The sequence below is a fragment of the Pseudomonas sp. TWRC1-2 genome, from assembly GCF_049896685.1.
Classification (GTDB): Bacteria; Pseudomonadota; Gammaproteobacteria; order Pseudomonadales; family Pseudomonadaceae; genus Aquipseudomonas.
The window spans coordinates 281,798-302,150 of record NZ_JAFCUU010000004.1 but is presented as its reverse complement, the minus strand read 5'-3'; the positions used below and the strand labels follow the sequence as shown (position 1 = coordinate 302,150).

At 57.4% G+C, this 20,353-nt stretch carries 17 protein-coding genes and 1 pseudogene; 15 read left to right on the top strand and 3 right to left on the bottom strand.

Annotation, left to right across the window (positions count from 1 at the left end):
• The first annotated feature begins 2 nt into the window (after positions 1-2).
• The 9 genes and pseudogenes from ACP7B3_RS13955 (at position 3) to ACP7B3_RS13915 (ending at position 9,143) form a co-directional block, all read left to right on the top strand.
• Positions 3-908, top strand: a complete 906-nt coding sequence (locus ACP7B3_RS13955; protein ID WP_145163169.1) for a glycosyltransferase family 2 protein — start codon at positions 3-5, stop codon at positions 906-908.
• Positions 908-1,969 carry an EpsG family protein gene (locus ACP7B3_RS13950; protein ID WP_145163171.1) on the top strand — a complete coding sequence of 354 codons (1,062 nt, stop codon included), beginning with the start codon at positions 908-910 and terminating at the stop codon, positions 1,967-1,969. Before ACP7B3_RS13955 ends, ACP7B3_RS13950 begins: the two co-directional genes overlap by 1 nt.
• A gap of 18 nt (positions 1,970-1,987) precedes the next feature.
• A complete protein-coding gene (locus ACP7B3_RS13945) occupies positions 1,988-2,899 on the top strand; it encodes a glycosyltransferase (RefSeq protein WP_256676488.1) in 912 nt (303 codons plus the stop codon).
• Entirely contained in the window at positions 2,896-3,861 is a 966-nt protein-coding gene (locus ACP7B3_RS13940; protein ID WP_145163173.1) for a UDP-glucose 4-epimerase family protein, read from the top strand. Before ACP7B3_RS13945 ends, ACP7B3_RS13940 begins: the two co-directional genes overlap by 4 nt.
• Positions 3,858-4,883, top strand: a complete 1,026-nt coding sequence (locus tag ACP7B3_RS13935) for an MraY family glycosyltransferase (protein WP_145163175.1) — start codon at positions 3,858-3,860, stop codon at positions 4,881-4,883. The genes ACP7B3_RS13940 and ACP7B3_RS13935 overlap by 4 nt, the downstream gene beginning before the upstream one ends.
• 92 nt (positions 4,884-4,975) lie before the next feature.
• On the top strand, positions 4,976-6,970 hold the full coding sequence (locus ACP7B3_RS13930) for a polysaccharide biosynthesis protein (RefSeq protein WP_145163177.1): 1,995 nt from the start codon (positions 4,976-4,978) through the stop codon (positions 6,968-6,970).
• A 108-nt stretch (positions 6,971-7,078) separates the two neighbouring features.
• Entirely contained in the window at positions 7,079-7,411 is a 333-nt protein-coding gene (locus ACP7B3_RS13925; protein WP_145163179.1) for a ComEA family DNA-binding protein, read from the top strand.
• A gap of 226 nt (positions 7,412-7,637) precedes the next feature.
• Positions 7,638-8,280 (top strand): annotated as a pseudogene (locus ACP7B3_RS13920) (GntR family transcriptional regulator).
• A gap of 14 nt (positions 8,281-8,294) precedes the next feature.
• Positions 8,295-9,143: an urea carboxylase-associated family protein gene (locus ACP7B3_RS13915; protein ID WP_426179209.1), complete on the top strand. Its 849-nt coding sequence runs from the start codon at positions 8,295-8,297 to the stop codon at positions 9,141-9,143.
• Positions 9,144-9,151: 8 nt separating this feature from the next.
• Here the strand turns inward: ACP7B3_RS13915 and ACP7B3_RS13910 are convergent, their stop codons facing one another.
• Together ACP7B3_RS13910 and eat are read right to left on the bottom strand one after the other, a co-directional pair.
• Entirely contained in the window at positions 9,152-9,319 is a 168-nt protein-coding gene (locus ACP7B3_RS13910; RefSeq protein WP_083359476.1) for a DUF2897 family protein, read from the bottom strand.
• Between the two features lie 110 nt (positions 9,320-9,429).
• Entirely contained in the window at positions 9,430-10,794 is a 1,365-nt protein-coding gene (eat, locus tag ACP7B3_RS13905) for an ethanolamine permease (RefSeq protein WP_145163183.1), read from the bottom strand.
• A 393-nt stretch (positions 10,795-11,187) separates the two neighbouring features.
• On the opposite strand from eat, the gene kdpF reads away from it, so the two are divergent.
• The 6 genes from kdpF to ACP7B3_RS13875 all read left to right on the top strand — a co-directional run bounded on the left by kdpF (position 11,188) and on the right by ACP7B3_RS13875 (position 19,167).
• The gene (gene kdpF / locus ACP7B3_RS13900; RefSeq protein WP_003218754.1) at positions 11,188-11,277 is read left to right on the top strand and encodes a K(+)-transporting ATPase subunit F; all 90 of its coding nucleotides are present in this window, start codon (positions 11,188-11,190) and stop codon (positions 11,275-11,277) included.
• A 9-nt stretch (positions 11,278-11,286) separates the two neighbouring features.
• Positions 11,287-12,981 carry a potassium-transporting ATPase subunit KdpA gene (gene kdpA, locus ACP7B3_RS13895; RefSeq protein WP_145163185.1) on the top strand — a complete coding sequence of 565 codons (1,695 nt, stop codon included), beginning with the start codon at positions 11,287-11,289 and terminating at the stop codon, positions 12,979-12,981.
• Between the two features lie 14 nt (positions 12,982-12,995).
• Positions 12,996-15,053 carry a potassium-transporting ATPase subunit KdpB gene (kdpB, locus tag ACP7B3_RS13890; RefSeq protein WP_426179206.1) on the top strand — a complete coding sequence of 686 codons (2,058 nt, stop codon included), beginning with the start codon at positions 12,996-12,998 and terminating at the stop codon, positions 15,051-15,053.
• Positions 15,054-15,117: 64 nt separating this feature from the next.
• Entirely contained in the window at positions 15,118-15,663 is a 546-nt protein-coding gene (kdpC, locus tag ACP7B3_RS13885; protein WP_106576850.1) for a potassium-transporting ATPase subunit KdpC, read from the top strand.
• Between the two features lie 125 nt (positions 15,664-15,788).
• A complete protein-coding gene (locus ACP7B3_RS13880; protein WP_426179204.1) occupies positions 15,789-18,440 on the top strand; it encodes a DUF4118 domain-containing protein in 2,652 nt (883 codons plus the stop codon).
• Positions 18,441-18,477: 37 nt separating this feature from the next.
• On the top strand, positions 18,478-19,167 hold the full coding sequence (locus ACP7B3_RS13875; RefSeq protein WP_242193825.1) for a response regulator: 690 nt from the start codon (positions 18,478-18,480) through the stop codon (positions 19,165-19,167).
• Between the two features lie 122 nt (positions 19,168-19,289).
• Here the strand turns inward: ACP7B3_RS13875 and ACP7B3_RS13870 are convergent, their stop codons facing one another.
• A complete protein-coding gene (locus ACP7B3_RS13870) occupies positions 19,290-20,327 on the bottom strand; it encodes a patatin-like phospholipase family protein (RefSeq protein WP_262207617.1) in 1,038 nt (345 codons plus the stop codon).
• Between the last annotated feature and the right edge of the window lie 26 nt (positions 20,328-20,353).

The following is a 20,353-nucleotide window of genomic DNA, read 5'->3' as shown; positions in this document are numbered from 1 at the left end:
ATATGAATGCTTCCGTTGCCGCAGTAGTAGTGCTTTTTAAACCTGATTTGGTCGTACTGGACAGATTGTTGCTCAGTATTCACGAGCAAGTTCAGCGTGTGTATATTATTGATAATACACCCGCATCAGGTATTGATGATTACGCGGGCAGGTTTGATGATGAAAAATTGTTTTATAAAGCCCTTGAGGATAACTACGGTATAGCTCGTGCACATAATGTCGGTGCCCAACTGGCTGAACAAGCGGGCTATTCACATGTTTTGCTGCTCGATCAAGACAGCGAATTGCTACCCGGCACCGTCGACACACTGTTGGCCGAGGAGACGAAGTTGCTTGATATGGGCGTTAAAGTTGGTGCAATAGGACCTGTTTTTGTGGATGAAAAAACAGGTGACGCTGCGCCGATACTCAGGCCGTCTTTTTTTGGCACTAAGAAGATTGATATCGATTTAAACTCGACACTGCCGGTGCTCAGTAATTACATCATCGCTTCCGGTTCCTTAATTCGCACGAGTGTTTTTAACGTCGTGGGGTTGATGCAGGAAAGTTTGTTCATTGATTGGGTGGATATAGAGTGGGGCGAGAGAGCCTCCTTAGCTGGTTATGGCTCGTACTTGACGCCACTTGTTACAATGCGTCACAGTATTGGTGATGAGTTTGTAACACTTTTAGGGAAAAGAATTACTCTGCATAGTGATTTTAGAAACTACTTTATTGTGCGCAACGCTGCTTATCTCGCTATGTGGAGTAACACGCGTATTCAGACGCGTTTTGAGTTCGCGCGCAAGGTCCCTTATTATATTGTTTGCTATACGTTGTGTTCCAGGAGGAAGTTTTATTCTGCAAAATTGTTGTGCCAAGCTTTGTATGATGGCATCGCGCGTAACATGTTCAAAGGTAGGTTTTGATGTTGTACTTTTTAGTTTTTTTTACTGCGTTATCCTGCGGATTTTTTTCGTTGGTGCGCGACCAAAAAAACATAGTAATACTTTCACGCCCTTTGTTTGCTGTTTTATTTTTATTTCTATTTCTTTTTGCAGGCCTGCGCGCGCCTGATATGGCGCCTGACTATTTAAATTATATTAGCTGGCTCTATCGGGTCGGTACGTCGCCTGAGTCAATCTTTGAAGAATTCAAAGATCCAGGGTTTTTACTGACGTTCAGCTTTATTCATTGGCTGGGTCTGCCAGATTATGTGTTTTTTTCTTTTGTTTCATTGATTTCGCTATATGCCAAATCGATTTTCTCAAACATAGCGTTGCGTGGTTGTTTTTCTTATCTGCTTTTCTTTATGATTTTTTCTCGATTCTATATCGTTCAAGATATGGTTCAGGTGCGTGTGGGCGTTGCGATAGCACTCGCCTCCTGTGGCATGATGTTTTTTTACACAGGACAGAAAACCAAGGGCCTGATTTATTATTTTTTAGCGCTTAGCTTTCACCTTTCGGTCATCACATTTCTTCCTTGTTTCGCCCTCGTTATGCTTGGCTTTAGATTTGTCGGACGCGTTAGCATTGTTGTGCTGTTGGGCTTAGCTTTTGCGTTGAGTACTCTCATTTCAGGATTTGCTGATCGTTTGAGTGGGTTCAGTCGCCTGGCGCCTTATATTAACGGCGAGTACCATACGAGCGCACTGTCATTATTTTCGTTCTATTTTATTACGCGTATGACATTGGTTACAGGGATTTTGATTGTACTGTATCAACGACTCACAGAAGCTGAGCGTTTTATTTTAAGTCTGTCGGCCATCGGTTTGGCCCTGCAGATTTCCCTCTCATGGAACGATTCTTTTTCATTGAGAGCTGCCGAGATTTTTGGCTTTTTTGATATGGCTTGCTTCGTTATGTTGATGCGATTATTTGACTATCGAAGCAGGTTTCTCTATGGGTTAATGCTGGTTGGGATGGCCGCCGTTTTCTACGTTTCATCTTTGAAGATGGTCGAAGATTATCGCTCGGTCTTTTCTTGATTTTATTCAGGTATAGTTGTGGAACCTAAGTTTCTTGTTCTTCTCGCTGCTTATAATGGTATGCAATGGATCTCCGATCAGGTCCATTCAATACTCAATCAGCACGGTGTTTCGGTGACATTGCTCATCAGCGTCGACAGCTCAAGTGATGGGACTGAGGAGTGGGTCAGTGCGTTGTCTGAGCGTAATCCGAATGTCATTATCCTTGAGCACGGGAAAAAGTTCGGGGGCGCTGCACCTAATTTTTTTAGGCTGATCAACGATGCGCCACTCAACGACTGTAATTACTTTTCCTTTGCCGATCAAGACGATATCTGGCTGCCCAACAAGTTGATTGAGGCTGTTGGAGCCATGTCTTTGGCGGGTGCTCAGGGTTATTCAAGTAACGTCACGGCATTTTGGCCTGATGGCAAAGAAACACTTATCGTTAAGTCTCAACCCCAAGTGCAGTTCGATCATCTGTTCGAAGCCGCTGGCCCAGGGTGTACGTACGTGTTCTCAAAAGAATTATTTGCCGATCTACAGCAGCATATTGCTGATCGGTTTTCGGCTGTGCAGAAAGTGACCCTTCACGATTGGTACTGCTATGCCTTTAGTCGTACTCACGGGTATCAGTGGATCATAGACGCTCACTCATATATGCGTTATCGGCAACATGGTAACAACCAGGTTGGAGTGAACAGCGGTTTAAAAGCTTTCAAAGCTCGACTGTCACAAGTTTTCAATGGATGGTGGCTGAATCAGGCAGCTTTGATTTCGAGGTTGACGGGTGTTGAAAATACGCCATTCGTCCAGCAGTGGATTAGTTTGCGTCGGTTCGGCCTAATTCGTTTAGCCTTCTCCGGTTATAAGTGTCGTAGACGTTTTCGCGATAAAATCGTATTCACAGCATTGTGCGCTGTATTGGCAATTTTGAGACAGAAGAAATGACCAACCTATTGGTTACCGGTGGCAGTGGTTTTGTAGGACGACGTTTAATTGAGACGTTGATAAGCGTTGCGGATTATCAGGTAAGTGCGATAGTTCGTCGCATGCCCGCGCAGCCCGCCCAAGATGTTACTTATCACCACGTGCCCGATTTCTCCGTTATCGATACTGATCTCGACGCGCTGAGAGGCGCTGAGGTCGTGATCCATCTCGCGTCACGTGTCCACGTCATGAACGATACAGAGGCTGATCCTCTGGCTGCTTTTCGTCTGGTTAATGTCGGGCACACGCTCAATCTGGCGCGCAGCGCAGCAATGGCTGGGGCTAAGCGTTTCATTTTCGTCAGTTCGGTAAAAGTGAATGGGGAGGGCACCGTACCTGGTCATCCATACCGGGAAACTGATGTGCCAGCGCCCGTTGATCCGTATGGCATTTCCAAAATGGAGGCCGAAGCAGGCTTACGTCTGATCGCTGCCGAGACAGGCCTGGAAGTTGTCATTATTCGCCCAGTACTCGTTTATGGTCCGGGCGTGACCGCCAATTTCGAAAGCATGATGAAGTGGTTGCAAAGGGGTGTACCGTTGCCATTCGGAGCGATACGGAATCAGCGCAGTCTGGTGGCCTTGGATAATCTGGTGGACTTTATCCTCACGTGCGTGAATCACCCCGCCGCTTGCAATCAGACATTTTTGGTGAGTGATGGTGAGGATGTTTCTACTACGCAACTATTACAAAAACTCGCAAATGTTTTGAACAGTCCCGCACGCCTGCTGTCTGTGCCTGAAGGGGTGCTGAAAGCAGGCGCTAAGCTATTGGGTAAGGCTGCACTTTCTCAACGGCTGTGTGGTTCTCTGCAAGTCGACATTACCAAAGCTCGCTGCTTGTTGGAGTGGAGCCCGTTGATCACTGTGGATCAAGGGTTACGTAAGACAGCAGAACATTTTCTGAACGAGCAAACTAAATGAAGTACTGGTATATTTTTCCGATAGTTGCGTTTTTATCTTTAGCGTTGACGGCGCTGTTGCGACGCTATGCATTGCATCGAAGCATTATGGACATCCCCAACGAACGGAGTTCCCATTCAATTCCTACTCCGCGTGGCGGCGGGGTTGCAATTGTCGTGATGTTTTTGATTTCGTTAGTGTTGCTCGGATGCCTGCAATTACAACCTTATGCCTGGTTAACTGGGTTGCTCGGCGCCGGGAGTTTGGTCGCGGTGATCGGTTTTATGGACGACCATGGGCATATCGCGGCGCGATGGCGGTTGTTAGGTCATTTCGCAGCGGCGCTATGGGCACTGTTTTGGCTCGGTGGATTACCCCCCCTCAGTCTTTCAGGATTCGTTATAGACTTGGGTTGGGTAGGTCATGTGCTGGCAGTGTTTTATCTTGTATGGATGCTCAACCTTTATAATTTCATGGACGGTATCGACGGCCTAGCCAGCGTTGAAGCAATCACTGCCTGTTTAGGCATGTGCGTCATTTACTTTCTTTTCGGCGCTGGTGATCTGATTTGGGCACCGGCGATACTCGCAATGGCGGTAGCCGGATTCCTTTTTTGGAATTTACCTCCGGCTAAAATATTCATGGGTGACGCAGGTAGCGGTTTCCTGGGGATCACGTTGGGTATTTTGTCGCTACAAGCTGCGCGGGCTGAGCCGGGCTTTATCTGGGCTTGGCTGATTATCCTCGGCGTGTTTATTTGCGATGCGACCTTTACGTTGGTTCGCAGATTGCTTCGAGGGGATAAGGTGTATGAGGCCCACCGAAGCCACGGCTACCAGTTCGCATCGCGTAAGTTTGCTGGTCATTTACCCGTTACTGTCGCTGTGCTGTGTATCAATATTTTTTGGTTATTGCCCATTGCTTTTTTAGTCATGAAATTCCCAGCGCAAGGGTTTTTGGGATTGGTAGTTGCTTATATGCCGCTTATTTTTCTCGCCGTTAAATTTAACGCGGGTGCAGTTGAACAATCTAACTTAAAATAAATGGACAATTTTGGTCTTCACAGTGTGCCGAGGGCATACGATGCGCGTCTCAGGACGTTCAGGGGCAGCTAGTAAAGAACGGCGGGGATTTTATGGATAAAGTTAGATTGTTTCTATTGGCGCTGTCGCGCCGGCAAAAACGTTTCATTCAGGTTGGAACGGACGTCGTGTTGGTCTGGCTTTCGTTGTGGGCGGCGTTTCTCGTTCGCCTTGGCATCGACGAAATGATAAATCCTGTCAGCAGACATCTCTGGCTATTCCTCGCCGCCCCGCTGGTGGCCATCCCTCTGTTCATTCGTTTCGGGATGTACCGAGCGGTGATGCGTTATTTTGGCAACGACGCATTAATAGCAATCATCAAGGCCGTCAGCCTGTCAGCGCTTATCCTTGGTGTGGTTGTGTATTGGTACAGCAATCATGAAAATGTGGTCCCGCGCTCGATCATTTTCAACTATTGGTGGCTCAGCCTGATCATGATTGGTGGGCTGCGCCTGGCGATGCGCCAGTATTTCTTGGGTGACTGGTTTGCAGCGGTTCAACACGTACCATTCACTAGCAGGGATAACGGGTTACCCAGGGTTGCCATCTATGGTGCGGGGGCTGCAGGTAATCAGCTAGTTGCTGCGCTGCGCATGGGCCGAGTAATGCGCCCTGTGGCATTCATTGATGATGATAACGGAATCTCTGGCCGCGTTATCTCCGGGTTGCAGGTCTATAAGCCCAAGCGTATTCAGCAGATGATTGAGGAAACGGGGGCGCAAGAAATTCTACTGGCCATTCCCTCCTCGAACCGAGGTCGCCGCCGGGAAATTCTCGGGTTCCTTGAAGGGTTCCCTCTTCATGTACGAAGCGTCCCCGGATTCATGGACTTGGCCAGTGGACGGGTCAAAGTAGATGATATTCAGGAAGTTGACATCGCCGACTTATTGGGGCGGGATGCAGTACCTGTTCAGGCTGAGCTGCTGGAGCACTGTATCAAGGGGCAAAGCGTCTTGGTAACAGGGGCGGGCGGTTCCATTGGCTCTGAGCTCTGCCGGCAGATTCTCGCTCTGCAGCCGACCACGTTGTTGTTGTTTGAGCACAGTGAATTCAACCTCTACAGCATTCTTTCGGAACTTGAGCAACGTATTACTCGAGAATCGCTATTGGTTAAGGTGTTGCCGATCCTGGGCTCTGTACGTAATGAGTCAAAACTGCTGGACGTGATGAAAACCTGGCACGTTGACACTGTCTATCATGCGGCGGCTTACAAGCATGTGCCTATGGTTGAACACAATATTGCAGAGGGCGTGTTGAACAACGTTCTCGGCACGCTGAACACTGCGCAGGCAGCGCTTCAGGCAGGAGTGTCGAATTTTGTACTGATTTCCACAGACAAAGCCGTGCGGCCGACCAATGTGATGGGCAGCACCAAACGTCTGGCTGAGCTCACCCTGCAAGCTTTAAGCCTTGAGCTGGCACCCGTATTATTCGGTGATAAGTCTAACGTCTCTCGGGTTAACAAAACGCGCTTTACCATGGTGCGTTTCGGTAATGTGCTGGGCTCTTCCGGCTCGGTGATCCCGCTCTTTCACAAACAGATCAAGTCTGGGGGACCGCTAACGGTTACTCATCCGAAAATCACCCGCTACTTCATGACGATCCCCGAAGCGGCTCAACTGGTCATCCAGGCAGGCTCTATGGGGTTGGGGGGGGATGTGTTTGTTCTGGACATGGGCGAGCCGGTAAAAATCGTCGAGCTGGCTGAAAAGATGATTCACTTATCGGGCTTGAGCGTTCGTTCGGAAAAAAATCCGCACGGTGATATTGCTATCGAGTTCTCCGGTTTACGCCCTGGTGAGAAGCTTTATGAAGAGTTGCTAATTGGTGACGACGTTCTTGCTACTCGGCACCCGATGATCATGAGTGCTAATGAAGATCACCTTTCTTGGGATGTGCTCAAGCTCAAGCTGACCGAGTTGCTCGCAGCCGTGGAACAGGACGATTACACGCGCGTCCGACAACTCCTGCGCGACACCGTCAGCGGCTATTCCCCGGATGGCGAAATCGTCGACTGGATCTACCAACAGCGCCGTCTCGACCCTTAATTAAACACCTTGTAACTCAAGCGTTTTTGACGAATTACCAACACCATCTAAGGTTGAAGAGCAGCTTCGGAAAAGCTGCTTCTCTTAGCAATGTCATGGAGCGTCAAAATGCAAAACACCTATTTCACCTCGCTGATCTTCGCTTTCCTCACCACTCTCTCTGTCACCGCCATCGCAGCCCCTTCCGCTAAGCCTGAAGTGACAGCCCCCATCACCGCCCAAATGGCAGCAGCCGAGCAATCCGCCAAGGTCAACTTGAATGCTGCCGACGCTGAGACCTTGCGCCGTGACCTCTTCGGCATTGGTTCGGCTAAGGCGAAGGCGATTGTCGCTTACCGTGAAACTAATGGTCCCTTTACGGCAGTGGATGAGTTGCTGGAGGTAAAGGGTATCGGCAAGGCGCTGCTGGAAAAGAATCGCGATAGGGTGGTAATCAACTAAGTCAATAAAGGAAGCTGAATATTGATCCCAACGCTGTTCACATAGGGTTTGTTGGCTAATCTTCAAGCTGCTGAAAAATCCGGAGTCTGATGAGGGCTCCGGTTTTTTTATGCACGCGTCTCCTTCCTTCAGTACGCGACGCTATCATTCATCAAGACCTGCTACTCCTTGGCACGAAACGTGATTATCTCTCCATAAAAGATTGTTCAACAATCACGAGGTAGCAATGTATCCCCTCAGTCTTCAGCCGACCAGGTTGCCTTGGAGTTGCGTGCCGACATTATCGGCGGGCGGCTGTTGCCTAGGATGGCGTTGGTCGAGGGCGAGTTGGTGAAGGCCTATAACACATCGCGCAATACGATTCGCAAAACATTGCACCGTTTGGGGCAAGAAGGGTTGACCCGCTACTTGCGTAATAAGGGGGTGATGGTTCGCCGATTGGAGCGTGAGGAAGTGCGCGATTTGTTCGTCGTTCGGCGCACTCTTGAGTTGGAGGCTCTCGCCCAGAGCGGTTCGCTCACCGGGCATCAGTCCGAGCGCATGCAGAACGCCATCGATGTCACCACCTTGGCCCGTGAGCGTGAGGATTGGCGCGCGGTGGCCATCCACAGCCTGGTGTTCCATCAGCAGATTGTCGGGCTGATGCGCAGCCCTTTGTTCGATGAGTTTTTCGCCCAGGTTATCGCGCAGCTGCGCCTAGTGTTTTGTGCAGCGCCCGATGAGCAACGTTTTCAGTCTCCTTGGCCCGAGCGCGATCGCGAGACTTACCAACTCCTACTAAACAATGATAAGCCGGCAGCGGGGAGGCAATGAGCCTGTATCTCGATGATTCGGAACGCCTGTCGTTGGCCTTGTTTGATCACCCCTGATGGAGGATTGCCCCATGTATAAAGACTATCCGGCCGCGTACCAGGTCAGTAAAGGTTCTGCGCTGCAGGTTGATATCGCGTTCTATGAGCGCATTCGTGATCGTGCGGACCAACGCACATTGATCGAGCAGTTCGAAGTGCCGATTCGCACGGGCAGGGCGTGGAAGGTGCCGGCCGGGCATGTGTTCCGGGTTACCACGCCGGTTGGGCCACAAGTGGGTGACTTCAACGTGTGGAATGCCAACGATCCTCGCGAACGTCTTTGGGCCGCACGCACCCGCCAGTTACAAGGCGCACATGTCAGCACTCATGATCGACTGTGGTCGAACCTGCCGTTTCTGCGGCCGCTGGTGACCATCACCGATGACAGCCTGGCGAGTTATGGCATCGATGAGCATGGCGGGCGCCTGCACGACTTGCTTGGCACGCGCTGCGATCCGTATGTGAATCGCATGCTCACCGGCGAAGACTTTCATCACCATTGCCACTCAAACCTGACACGCGCGGTGCTGCCCCACGGTCTGACGGAATTCGACGTGCATGACGTGTTGAATATTTTCCAGTGCACCGGCCTCAATCACGATGACATGTACTTCATGAAAGCCTGCCCGGCGCAGAAGGGCGACTACCTGGAGTTTTTTGCCGAGATTGATTTGCTCTGCGCGCTGTCGACGTGCCCGGGCGGGGATTTGTCGCTGCCGATGTGGGGGCCTGACGCGCAGGATCCGTTGACGGTGTGTCGCCCTTTGGGTGTGGAGATTTATCGTCTGGAGGAGGAGTTGCTCAATGGCTGGAGCCAGCCCGAACGTGCGGCCTATAAAGGCCAGCACGGGTTGCATATCGCCAAGGCGGCGTGGGAGTAGCGCCAGGTTCAGCGGTCCTGGGCGTCCTTTGAGTCTGCCTGGGCGTTGCGCTCGGCCACGCGTTTGCGTTGTTCGTCGGTGAGTTCCACCTTGTTGGCGCTGTCACGCAGCATCAATAAACCACCGACGATCGAACCGATCGCGACCACTAAAATCAACCAGGCATACCACGGCATAGGGCTCTCCTTGAGGCAGCAAACCGTGGGGAAATTTCCCACGGTAATAGCTGCTTTGAGTCACGGGCTTTCTTAGTAGTTCATTGTAGGCCCGTTCTGCCCCAGTAGCCTCACAGCCCCGTCAACATCGCATCGGCCGGTGCGTCGGCGCGGTCCTGCGCGGTCAGTTGGAAGTACACAAAACCCACCACCATGAAGCCCAGGAAAATCAGCCCGATCAGCGCGTTGAACCAGGCCATGGCCACCAGGCAGACCACCGCCAGCACCAGCGCTATGCCGGGCACGATCGGATAGCCCGGCGCACGAAAGGTGCGCTCCAGCAGCGGCTCGGTCTTACGCAGTTTGAACAGGCTGAGCATGCTCATGATGTACATCACGATGGCACCGAACACCGCCATGGTGATCATCGCGGCGGTCAGCGTCATGCCGCCCAGGTTGATCAGGCCGTCGCTGTAGATGGCGGCGATGCCGACCACACCGCCGGCAATGATTGCCCGGTGCGGCGTCTGAAAACGCGACAGTTTGGCGAGGAAAGAGGGCAGGTAGCCGGCGCGCGCGAGGGCGAAGAACTGGCGCGAGTAGCCGAGGATGATGCCGTGAAAACTCGCCACCAGTCCGAACAGACCGATCCACACCAACATGTGCAGCCAGCCGGAGCTGTCGCCCACCACGGTTTTCATCGCTTGCGGCAACGGGTCATTGATATTCGACAGCGTGCGCCAGTCGCCCACGCCGCCGGCAAAGAACATCACGCCCATGGCCAGCACCACCAGCGTCAGGATCCCGCTGATGTAGGCTTTTGGGATGGTGCGCTTGGGATCCTTCGCTTCCTCGGCAGCCATCGCTGCACCCTCGATGGCAAGGAAGAACCAGATGGCGAAAGGAATGGCCGCAAACATCCCGGCTATCGCCGGCGCGCCGAAGGTGTCGGACCCGGCCCAGCCATTGAGGGCGAAGTTGCTGAAGCTGAACGCCGGCGCTACCACGCCCATGAACACCAACAGTTCGGCGACGGCGAGCACGCACACCACCAGCTCGAAGGTGGCCGCGAGTTTCACCCCGAGAATATTCAGGCCCATGAAGACGATATAGGCACCGACGGCCGCGTGTTTGGGGTCGAGTGCCGGAAACTGCACATTCAGATAAGCGCCGATGGCCAAGGCTATCGCAGGCGGGGCAAAGACAAACTCGATCAACGTTGCCAGGCCGGCGATCAAGCCGCCTTTCTCACCAAAGGCGCGACGGCTGTAGGCAAATGGGCCACCCGCGTGAGGAATCGCCGTAGTCAGTTCGGTGAAGCTGAATATAAAGCAGGTGTACATGGCGGCGACCATCAGCGAGGTCACCAGAAAGCCCAGCGTGCCTGCGACGCCCCAGCCGTAGCTCCAGCCGAAGTACTCGCCGGAAATCACCAAGCCGACGGCAATGCCCCACAGATGCAGGGTGCCCAAGGTGGGTTTGAGTTGTGTGTTCATCGTGTTGCGCTCCCTGAACGGTTTGGAATATTTCAGGGTGTTGCAGCGGCCATGCCAGTGCGCCATTCATTGTCGTAAAGACGCCGAACTGTCGTCGAGGAGACGGTTTGGCGTTTGAAATCTTCTGTCATTGCACCAGTTGAGTGCAGGGGCGTTTGAGCTGCCGTCATCGCGGGCAAGCCCGGCTCCCACAGGGGATTGCGGTTACCTGTGGGAGCCGGGCTTGCCCGCGATGAGGCCCCAACAGCCACCACCGACCTCTGTAAACCCCGCATAAATCCACTCTTTACGCCGTCTTTACGCCCGGCCCCCAGCGTCGCTCTCGTTCCTTTACGCCACTCCTGCGGACAATTGCCTCACACGCGGCAATCGCCGCAAAACGGAGAGACTTCCATGAGCGTTCTGGACGGGGTGTCACTGCTATTGGCCGTGGCGCTGTTCATTTATCTGCTGGTTGCGCTGTTACGCGCGGATCGGAACTAGGAGCAGGCTATGCACAGTTATGACTATTGGCTGATCATCGCCTTCTTTGCCGTGGTGCTGGTGCCGGCACCGTTCCTGGGAAGGTTCTATTACAAGGTGATGGAAGGCCAGCGCACCTGGCTCACGCCGGTGCTCGGCCCGGTTGAGCGCGCGTGTTATCGCCTGTCTGGCGTGGACGAACACCAGGAACAGAGCTGGCAGAAGTACACGCTGGCGCTATTGGCGTTCAATCTGGCCGGTTTCGTGTTGCTGTTCGCTGTGCTGTTGTTCCAGGAATATCTGCCACTCAACCCGCAGAAATTGCCAGGTCAGGAATGGACGCTGGCCTTCAACACCGCGGTCAGTTTCATGACCAACACCAATTGGCAGAACTACAGCGGTGAAGCCTCCCTGAGCTACCTCAGCCAGATGATCGGCCTCACCGTGCAGAACTTCGTCAGCGCCGCCACCGGCCTGGCTGTGCTGGTCGCGCTGTGCCGTGGTATCGGGCGTAAGTCCACCAAGACCCTGGGCAATTTCTGGGTCGACATGACCCGCGCTACCCTCTACGGCTTGTTGCCGTTGTGCCTGGTATTCGCGCTGTTCCTGGTGTGGCAGGGCGTGCCGCAAACCTTCGCGCACTACGTGAATGCCGTGACGATGCAGGGCGTGGACCAGGTGATCCCACTCGGCCCGGCAGCCAGCCAGATTGCGATCAAGCAACTGGGCACCAATGGCGGCGGCTTCTTTGGCGTCAACTCGGCGCACCCGTTTGAGGACCCGACGGCCTGGGCCAACCTGTTCGAGCTGTCGGCAATCATCCTGATCCCGGTGGCGTTGGTGTTCACCTTCGGTCACTACGTGAAAGACCTGCGTCAGAGCCGCGCGATTCTCGGCTGCATGCTGGCGCTGTTCCTGATCGGCGGCGCGACGTCGCTGTGGGCCGAGTACCAACCCAACCCGACCCTGAACAACCCGGCCGTTGAGCAAACCGCACCGCTGGAAGGCAAAGAAGCGCGCTTCGGCACCACCGGCACGGTGTTGTGGTCGGTCACCACCACGGCGGCGTCCAACGGTTCGGTCAACGGCATGCACGACAGCCTCAACCCGCTGAGCGGCATGGTGGCGCTGGTCAACATGATGGTCGGTGAAGTGATCTTCGGCGGCGTCGGTGCCGGTATGTACGGCATGTTGCTCAACGTGTTGATCGCGGTGTTCCTCGCCGGCTTGATGATCGGCCGCACCCCGGAATACCTGGGCAAGAAGCTGCAGGCCAAGGAAGTGCAATTGCTGGTGGTGACCTTGCTGGTGATGCCGGTGGGCACGCTGGTACTGGGCGCCATTGCCGCCAGCCTGCCAGGCCCGGCAGGTGCCATCAGCAACCCTGGGCCGCACGGTTTCAGCCAGTTGTTGTACGCCTACACCTCGGCCAGTGCCAACAACGGTTCGGCGTTCGGCGGCTTCAGTGGCAACACCGCGTTCCACAACCTGATGTTGGGCCTGGGTATGTTGATCGGCCGCTTCGGCTACATCCTCCCGGTACTGGCTCTGGCTGGCAGCCTGGCAATGAAAAAGACCGCTCCGATTGGCCAGAACAGCTTCCCCACGCATGGCCCGCTGTTCGTGACCCTGTTGACCGTGACCATTTTGCTGGTGGGCGGCCTGACTTTCCTGCCGACACTGGCACTGGGCCCAATCGCTGAACACCTGAGCATGGGCTTCTAAGAGGGGATATGAAAATGAATATGCCTGCAAAAAACGCCGCCCCTGTGACAACTCAGGAGTCGCCAAAAACCGCCATCTCTGCGCTATGGCGCCCGGCGCTGGGCCAGGCGTTCGTCAAGCTGGACCCGCGCCAGCTGCAACGTTCGCCGGTGATGCTGGTGGTCGAACTGACCGCCATCCTCACCACCGTGTTGTGCTTTGTGCCCGATACCAACGTGCCGACGTTCGTCGCCGTGCAGATCGCCGTGTGGCTGTGGTTCACCGTGCTGTTCGCCAACTTCGCCGAGGCCTTGGCCGAAGGTCGCGGCAAGGCCCGCGCCGACAGTCTCAAGGCTGGCAGTGAAGGCCTCAGCGCACGCCGCAAGGAGGCTGACGGCAGCTTCAAGGTCGTGCCGGCCACCAGCCTGCGCAAAGGCGACGTCGTGCGCGTCGCCGCCGGAGAAATGATCCCCGGTGACGGCGAGGTCATCGAAGGCATCGCGGCAGTCAACGAAGCGGCGATCACCGGCGAATCCGCACCGGTGATCCGTGAGTCCGGCGGCGACCGTTCGGCCGTCACCGGCAACACGCGGCTGGTGTCGGACTGGTTGCTGATCCGCATCACCGTCAACGCGGGCGAGTCCACGCTGGACCGCATGATCGCCCTGGTGGAAGGCGCCAAACGCCAGAAAACCCCCAACGAAGTCGCGCTGGATATCCTGCTGATCGGCCTGACCCTGATCTTCCTGCTGGTGGTGGTCACCCTGCAGCCGTTCGCGCACTTCGCCAATGGCAGCTTGCCGCTCGTGTTCCTGGTCGCACTGTTGGTGACGCTGATTCCTACGACCATCGGCGGCTTGTTGTCGGCCATCGGTATCGCCGGCATGGACCGTCTGGTGCGCCTCAATGTGATCGCCAAATCCGGGCGCGCGGTGGAAGCGGCGGGTGACGTGCATGTGTTGCTGCTGGATAAAACCGGCACCATCACCTTTGGTAACCGTCGCTGCGCGGCGGTGATCGCCGCGCCTGGCGTCAGTGGTCGGGATTTGGCCGAGGGTGCGCTGCTCGCATCGCTGGCAGACGACACCGCAGAGGGCAAATCCATCGTCGAATACCTGCGCACCTTGCACCCGCAGGCTGAGCCGACCCTGGACCAACTGACCTCGGTGCCCTTCAGTGCGGAAACGCGTTTGTCCGGTGTCGACTACGAAGGCCGTGTGTTCCGCAAGGGCGCGGTGGATTCGCTGCTGGCGTTTATCGGCCAACAACGCCGCGACCTGCAACCGGCACTGTCGCGGGAAATCGACAAGATCGCCCAAAGCGGCGGCACACCCTTGCTGGTGTGCGCCGACGGCAAATTGCTCGGTGCGATCCACCTCAAGGACGTGGTCAAGCCTGGCATCCGCGAACGGTTTGCCGAGCTGCGCAAACTGGGAATTCGCACCGTGATGGTGACGGGCGATAACCCGCTGACCGCTGCGGCGATTGCTGCCGAAGCCGGCGTGGACGATGTGCTGGCCGAAGCCACGCCGGAGAAAAAACTCGCGCGCATTCGCCACGAACAGAACGACGGTCGTCTGGTTGCCATGTGTGGCGACGGTGCCAACGACGCCCCGGCACTGGCCCAGGCCGACGTCGGCATGGCGATGAACGACGGTACCCAGGCGGCTCGCGAAGCGGCCAACATGGTCGACCTCGACAGCGACCCGACCAAGCTGCTGGACGTGGTGCAGATCGGCAAGGAATTGCTGGTGACCCGCGGCGCGCTGACCACGTTTTCCATCGCCAACGACGTGGCCAAGTACTTCGCAATCCTGCCGGCGCTGTTCGCCTCGATCTACCCGCAATTGGGCGTGCTCAACGTGATGCACTTGCAGAGCCCGCAGAGCGCGATTCTCTCGGCCATTGTGTTTAACGCGTTGATCATTGTGGTGCTGATCCCGCTGGCGCTGCGCGGTGTGCGCGTGCAGGCGGCGAGCGCGGCGGCGTTGCTGCGTCGCAACCTGCTGATCTACGGGCTGGGCGGGATCGTGGTGCCGTTCGTGGGCATCAAGGCGATCGACATGCTGCTGACCGCGCTGCACCTGGTTTGACCCGATTCCTGTGGGCGCCACGTCGGCGCCCACAGGTTGCAATGACTCACGTGAGGAATCTGAAATGTCCACCATGATCCGCCCGGCCTTGAGCCTGCTGGTACTCATGACCCTGATCACCGGCGTCGCCTACCCATTGGTGGTGACCGGTGTCGCGCAAGTCGCTTTTCCTGACCAGGCCAACGGCAGTCTGGTGCGCGATGCCGACGGCAAAGTGCGCGGTTCCAGCCTGATCGCCCAGGATTTTACCGGCGATCAGTGGTTCCATCCGCGCCCGTCGGCCGGCGCATTTGCGACGGTTTCCAGCAGCGCGAGTAACCTGGGCCCAAGCAACCCGGCGTTGGCCACGCGCGTCTTCGATGATGCCAATAAACAACTGGTGCCAGGCCAGGGGCCGGTGCCGTTGGCCTCGCTGACTACCTCTGGCAGCGGTCTTGATCCACACTTGCCTCCACCGGCGATTGCCTATCAACTGGCGCGGGTGGCAGCCGCACGAAATGTGCCGGTGGCAACCCTGCAGCGCTTGCTGGATGAGCACATCGAAAGCCCGCTGGTGGGGCCGCCGGTGGTGAACGTGTTGGCGCTGAACATGGCGCTGGAAAAGTTGTAAGCGTGGTGCCGCCATCGTGGGCAAGCCCGGCCCCCACAGGTGAATGCATTCCAACTGTGGGGGCGGGCTTGCCCGCGATGGCGGCCTGAAGGACTCCAAATAAACACCTGAAGGAACCGCAACGCATGAGCGACTCCGGCCGCGCCGACGCCCTGTTAGCCGATCTGCCCCGGGACGGCCGTGGCCGGCTCAAAGTTTTTCTCGGCGCCGCGCCGGGCGTGGGCAAGACCTACGCCATGCTCCAGGCCGCCCACACCCAGCTGCGCCAGGGCGTGCGGCTGATCGCCGGGGTGGTCGAAACCCACGGCCGCGCCGAGACCGAGGCCTTGCTCAGCGGCTTGCCGCAGCAACCGTTGGTGCGCACCGAATACCGCGGCGTGATGCTCGAAGAAATGGACCTGGACGGCCTGCTCGCCGCCAAGCCCAAGCTGGTGCTGGTCGACGAACTGGCCCACAGCAACGCCCCCGGCAGCCGGCATGAAAAACGCTGGCAGGACATTCAGGAACTGCTCGCCGCCGGCATCAACGTGTTCACCACGGTCAACGTCCAGCACCTGGAAAGCCTCAACGATCAAGTGCGCGGGATCACCGGCGTGCAAGTGCGCGAAACCCTGCCGGACTGGGTGCTGCAAGAGGCAGACGAGTTGCTGCTGATCGACCTGCCATCGCGCGAACTGCTGGAGCGTCTGCGCGAGGGCAAGGTGTACGTGCCGGAGCAGGCCCGTGCGGCCATCGACGCGTTTTTCACCCAGACCAACCTGATGGCCCTGCGCGAACTGGCGATGCAGACCGCCGCCGCCCACGTCGATGACGACCTGGCCCAGGGCTATCGGCAACTGGGCCAGGCTGCGCCGGCGGTGCGCGGCCGCTTGTTGGTGGGCGTGGATGGCGATGCGCAGGCCGAACGCCTGGTGCGTCATGCCAGCCGCGTCGCTCAACGCCGACATTTGCCCTGGAGCCTGGTGCATATCGACAACGGCCGCGCGCGCGATGAGCAAGCGCGCCTGCGCCTGCAAAACGCCCAGCAACTGGCCGAGCGCCTTGGCGGCGAAGTGGTGTTGCTGCGGGCGGGCGAGGTGGCGAAGACGCTGATCCAGCATGCCGCCGAACGCCGCGCGAGCCTGCTGCTGGTCGGGCAGTCGCGCATGCGTTGGCGGCGTCGGTTGTTCGGCGGTGGGCTGGCGGCGCGCTTGCTGCGCAATGCGCGCGGTCTGGAAATCAACGTCCTCGACAGCGACGACGTGCCCGCACCGCCGCGACTGCCGGATGTGCGCGGGTTGGTGTGGTTCGATTATGGCCTGGCAGTCGTCGCGACGATCGTGGCGGCGGCGCTGGCTTGGGCTGTGGCCAGCGTGTTGCCGCTGCCGAATATCTCGCTGGTGTTTCTCGCGGCGGTATTGCTGGTGGGCGTGCGCAGCAGCCTGGGGCCGTCGCTGGTGTGTGCGGCGCTGTCGTTTCTGACCTACGATTTTCTGTTTATTCCGCCGAATTTCTCCTTCGCCATCCAGCGTGAAGAGGACGTGTTGACGCTGCTGTTCTTTCTGCTGATGGCGGCACTGACCGGCAACCTGGCCGCGCGTCAGCGTCGGCAACTGCAGGCCTTGCGCGATACTCAGGAAGAGACCAGCGAACTGCTCGACCTGTCGCGCAAACTCACCGCCGCCACTGATCGCCAGGCGGTGATCAGTGCGGCGGCCCATCATCTGGAAGGCTGGAGCGATCTGGAGCTTTGCCTGGTCAATCGGGACGCGCATGGCGATTGGCAGGTCGAGACCGGTTCACCGCTGAACCTCACAGAAGCCGAACGCGCCGCCGCCGATTGGGCCTGGCAGCACGATCAGCCGGCCGGCATGGGCACCGGCACGTTGCCGTTCGGGCGCTGGTGGTGGTGGCCGCTGTCGGGCGAGGAGGGGCCGCTGGGGTTGCTTGGCGTGAGCCCCAAACCGGGCCTGGAGCTGAGCGGGCAGCGTCGTCGCCTGCTCACCGCATTGAGCCAGCCGCTGGCCCAGGCCTTGGCGCGGGCGCAATTGGCGCAGGAACTCGAATCCGCGCGTCTGCATGGCGAAACCGAGCAACTGCGCAGCGCCTTGCTGGCCTCTGTGTCCCACGACCTGCGTACGCCGTTGACGTCCATGCGCGGCAGCATCGACAGCCTGTTGGCGCTCGGCGAGGCGATTCCTCTGGAGGATCGCCGCGAATTGCTTGAGGGCACCCGCGATGAAGCCGAGCGCCTGGACCGCTATATCCAGAACTTGCTGGACATGACGCGCCTGGGCCACGGTGCGCTGAAACTGGCGCGTGATTGGGTTTCGCCCGGCGATATCGTCGGCAGCGCCCTTGGCCGTTTGCGCGCGGTGCTGGCGCCGCTGCAGGTCAAGACCGACGTGCCGGCCGAGTTGCCGTTGCTGTATGTGCACGCCGCCTTGATCGAACAGGCGCTGGTCAACGTGCTGGAAAACGCCGCGCGTTTCTCACCCGCCCAAGGCCGTTTGGAGGTGAGCGCGGGCGTGGCGGATGACCAATTGTTTTTTGCGGTGGCCGATGAAGGGCCGGGGATTCCCGAAGACGAGCGCGCGAAGATTTTCGATATGTTCTACACCGCCGCCCGCGGTGATCGCGGCGGGCAGGGCACGGGCCTGGGCCTGGCAATTTGCCAGGGCATGGTTGGCGCACACGGTGGGCGTATCAGCGTCGCCGAGGGCATTGAAGGGCGGGGCACGTGCATCACCTTGTTCCTGCCGTTGCCGACTCAGCCTGGCCTGGAACGCGAGGCTTGAGCTACCCTCTTTTTTCCACGGATTTTGATTGGACACCATGAGCCAGACCGCGACGATTTTAGTCATTGATGACGAACCGCAGATTCGCAAATTCCTGCGCATCAGCCTGGCCTCCCAGGGCTACAAGGTGATCGAGGCCGGCACCGGTAACGAGGGCCTGGCCCAAGCGGCATTGAGCAAACCGGATTTGCTGGTGCTCGACCTCGGCCTGCCCGACATGGACGGCCAACACGTGCTGCGCGAGTTTCGCGAGTGGTCGACGGTGCCGGTGCTGGTGCTGTCGGTGCGCGCCAGTGAAGTGCAGAAGGTCGAGGCCCTGGATGGCGGCGCGAATGATTACGTGACCAAGCCTTTTGGCATCCAGGAATTTCTCGCCCGCGTGCGCGCATTACTGCGCCAGGCCCCGGCGGGGGAGGCTCAGGAAGCGGCCTTGAGTTTTGGTCCGCTGACGGTGGACCTGGCCTATCGCCGCGTGCTGCTGGACGGTGCCGAAGTGGCGCTGACCCGCAAGGAGTACGCGGTACTGGCGCAACTGGCGCGGCATCCGGGGCGGGTAATTACCCAGCAACAACTGCTCAAGGATATCTGGGGGCCGACCCACACTGAAGACAGTCACTACCTGCGCATTGTGGTGGGGCATTTGCGGCAGAAGTTGGCGGATGACCCGACTCAGCCGAGGTTTATCGTGACCGAGGCGGGGGTGGGGTATCGGTTGTTGAATGCCTGAGTTTGGCGGCGCCCGCGCAGGCCTCATCGCAGGCAAGCCAGCTCCCACCATTGAATGTGTTCACAGATCAGAATGTGGGAGCGGGCTTGCCCGCGATAGGGCCATCAGCCACAGCACACATTTCAGCCCTGCTCACTCTCATACTTGTCCAACGTATCCCTGGCAATTTCCCGCCCCAAAGCGATCAACTCCGGCGCTTTGTAAAACTCGAAAAACCGGCACACGCGCTTTGGCACGTTGATCAGCACATCCGGCGGGTAACCGGCGATCTTGTACTGCGCCAGCGATGTCTGCATCACCTCGAAACTCTGGTTGATCAGGTCCAGCAGGGACGCCGGGCCGACGTTGTCGATGATGAACGAACCGGTCGCCGACTTTGGCGCCCCGGCTTTCTCCGGCGCCGCCGCGGGTTGCTGGGATTCTGGTTCGGCCGATTCCAGCCATGGGTTGATCTCAGCTGTCTGAGCGTGCAAAGCCTCCTGCTCAAGCTTCATTAACTGTTCAGCTTGTTTGCGGCGAAACGGCAGGTGTGAACCCAACGACTTGGCCAAGCTGTTGAAGCGACTCTTGAACGCCGGCGGACGCTGGATCACGGGCAGTTGGTAATGTTTTTGGTTGGTGGCGTTGAGGTTGACCGCGATGATCAAGTCGCAGTGGCTCGACACCACCGGCACGATCGGCAGTGGGTTGAGCAGGCCGCCGTCCACCAGCATACGGTTGCCCTGCATCACGGGTGTGAACAGGCTTGGAATCGCCGCGGAGGCGCGCATGGCCTGGTGCAGGCAACCTTCCTGAAACCAGATTTCCTGCTGGTTGGTCAGGTCGGTCGCTACGGCGGTGTAGGGAATGCGCAGTTCTTCGATGTTGATCTCGCCGACGATCTTGCGGATCTGGCCGAAGACTTTTTCGCCACGAATCGCACCCAGGCGGAAGCTTACGTCGACCAGGCGCAGTACATCGAGGTAGTCGAGGCTTTCGATCCAGTTGCGGTACTCGTCAAGCTTGCCGGCTGCATAGATCCCACCCACCACGGCGCCCATGGAGCAACCGGCGATACAGGCAATGTCGTAGCCGCGCCGTTCGATCTCCTCGATCACGCCGATATGGGCATAACCGCGGGCTCCACCGGAGCCCAGCACCAAGGCAACACGTTTCTTCATGGTCCATGTCCTTCACAAAGCAGGTG